This window comes from Methylibium sp. (assembly GCF_013817365.1).
In the GTDB taxonomy this organism is placed as follows: Bacteria; Pseudomonadota; Gammaproteobacteria; order Burkholderiales; family Burkholderiaceae_C; genus Methylibium.
On record NZ_JACDCU010000569.1, the window covers coordinates 1 to 2176 of the forward strand.

The 2176-nt window shown below is 69.9% G+C and carries 2 protein-coding genes and 1 pseudogene; 1 reads left to right on the top strand and 2 read right to left on the bottom strand.

Translation table 11 applies throughout. The features are described from left to right. Positions 1–298 (top strand): annotated as a pseudogene (locus tag H0W38_RS21380) (MBL fold metallo-hydrolase); the annotation flags it as partial. 102 nt (positions 299–400) lie between these two features. Here the strand turns inward: H0W38_RS21380 and H0W38_RS21385 are convergent. After that, entirely contained in the window at positions 401–1405 is a 1005-nt protein-coding gene (locus H0W38_RS21385; protein WP_292457993.1) for a M48 family metallopeptidase, read from the bottom strand. 58 nt (positions 1406–1463) lie between these two features. Further along, positions 1464–2174 (bottom strand): 1-acyl-sn-glycerol-3-phosphate acyltransferase, encoded by a 711-nt coding sequence (locus H0W38_RS21390; RefSeq protein ID WP_292457996.1) that lies wholly within the window; start codon positions 2172–2174, stop codon positions 1464–1466. Positions 2175–2176: the final 2 nt, after the last annotated feature.

The following is a 2176-nucleotide window of genomic DNA, read 5'->3' on the forward strand; positions in this document are numbered from 1 at the left end:
GCCCGCCGACACGCTGGTGCTGCCCTCGCACGGCCGCCCCTTCACCGGCCTGCACACGCGCATCGACCAGCTTCGAGACCACCATGCCGAGCGCTTCGCCGAGGTGATGACGGCCTGCGCCGAGGCGCCGAAGACGGCTGCCGAGTTGCTGCCGCTGCTCTTCAAACGCAAGCTCGATCTGCACCAGACCAGCTTCGCGATGGGCGAGGCGATCGCCCACCTGCACACGCTGTGGCTGCAGGGGCGGCTCGAGCGCCGGCTGGGCAGGGATGGGGTGATGCGGTTCGCACCGGGCTGAGGAGAAGAAGTGCATCGGCAGCGGCGGCCGAGACACCTGCGGGGGACGGATTCGGAGCCGGCGAACGCTCAGACCGGCGCCACGGCCTCGGCGGCGAGCGAATCAGTCGAAGGCCGGCAGCGTTTCGTGCCTGAGCATGCCGCGTGCGCCGTCGATGTCCGGAATGACCGACCGCACCACGTCCCAGAAGCGCGGGCTATGGTTCATCTCGCGCAGGTGCGCCAATTCATGTGCGACCACGTAGTCGATCGTCGTGAGTGCGAAGTGGATCAAGCGCCAGTTCAGCCGGATCGAACCGTCGGCGCTGGCGCTGCCCCAGCGCGTCTGCGCCGAGCTGAGCGTGAGCCGGCTGATGCGCACCCGTAGCAGCGGCGCGAAGTGCGTGCAGCGCTCTTCGAAAACGCGCCGCGCCTGGCGCTTGAGCCAGGCCTGCACCACGTCGCGGATCTGCTCGGGCGCCGCGCTCTGCGGCAGACCCACGCGCAGGGTGAGCCGCGGTACGCCGGGCAGCCCTTTGGCGCCGGCATCGAGCACCGCGCCCGTGGTGCGCGCGTCGAGCATCACGGTCACCGTCTCGCCGAGGAAAGGCAGCGCCGTGCCGTCGCGCCATTCGATCCGCGAGGCCGCATGCTTGCGCGCGCGATCGTGCTGCTCGGCGAGCTTGGCTTCGATCCAGCCGGCCTTTTCGCGCAGCGCCGCCTCGATCTCGCCCCAGCCGACCCACCGCGGCGCTCTCACCGACAGGCCCTCGGCAGAGACCACCATGCCGATGGAGCGGCGGCGGGCGCGCTGGAATTCGTAGGCCACGACGGCACGGCCAAGATCGATCTCGCGGGCGGCGCGCGGATGGCGCCATTGAGTCGGGGCACCGCCTTGGGCTTTGCCGGCGCTCGTTGGACCGGAAACGGGCGCCGCAGGGGCGCTCTCGCTCGCCGGCGGCAAAGGGGCGAGAAGAAGGGCTTCGCTGCTCTGCCGCGGCCCGTCCGGCGCAGCGGGCCGGGCCAATGGCAGGGCCGGTGGGCTCAGTGCCGCGACAGCCGCCCCCTCCGCCGCAAACCAGGGCAGATCGAGCTGGCGAGGATTGGCCGAGAGGGCCGGGCGCGTCATGGGCGGCGAGTATAGAAGCGGGCCGGGCCGCGACAGTGACTTCGAGAAGAGGCTCAGCTCAGTAAGCCTCGGGGTCGAGGCGGCGCATCTCGGCCTCGATCCAGGCCTCGACCTCTCGCATCAGCTCGTCGGGCTGTCGGCCCACGGCGGCAATCGGCCGCCCGATCGACACATCGATGAGCCCCGGCGTCAGCACGAAGCTCTTGCGCGGCCAGCACTTCGCCGAGCTCACCGCAATCGGTACCACCGGCGTGCCGGTGTCCACGGCCAGGCGCGTCGCACCGGCCTTGTAGATGCCCTGGCTGCCGCGCGGTGTTCGCGTGCCTTCGGGAAACATGATCACCCAGTTGCCCTTGGCCATGTAGCGCCGGCCCTGCTCGGCCACGCGGCCCCAGGCCTCGTTGCGCTTGCTGCGGTCGATGTGGATCATGTCGAGCCGGCCGATGGCCCAGCCGAAGAAAGGGATGTAGAGCAACTCGCGCTTGAACACGTAGCACAGCGGGTGCGTCATCAGGGTCGGAAAGGCGAAGGTTTCCCAGGTGCTCTGGTGCTTGGGGCAAAGGATCACCGGCGTGAGCCGATCGACGGGCAGTCGCTCCATGCCCTGCACCCGGTATCGCACGCCGCAGATCACCCGCGCGCCCCAGATCGACCAGCGCAGCCAGGTGATGCAGACCCAGTAGACCGGATCGCCGCGCCTGAAGATCGACAAGGCCAGCGCGGCCAGCGCGAACGGCACCACGGTGACCGCCAGCCACACGAAGAAGATCA

Excerpts from the sequence above, each read along its gene's own strand:
- H0W38_RS21385 (WP_292457993.1), bottom strand. The coding sequence starts at position 1,405 with ATGACGCGCCCGGCCCTCTCGGCCAATCCTCGCCAGCTCGATCTGCCC.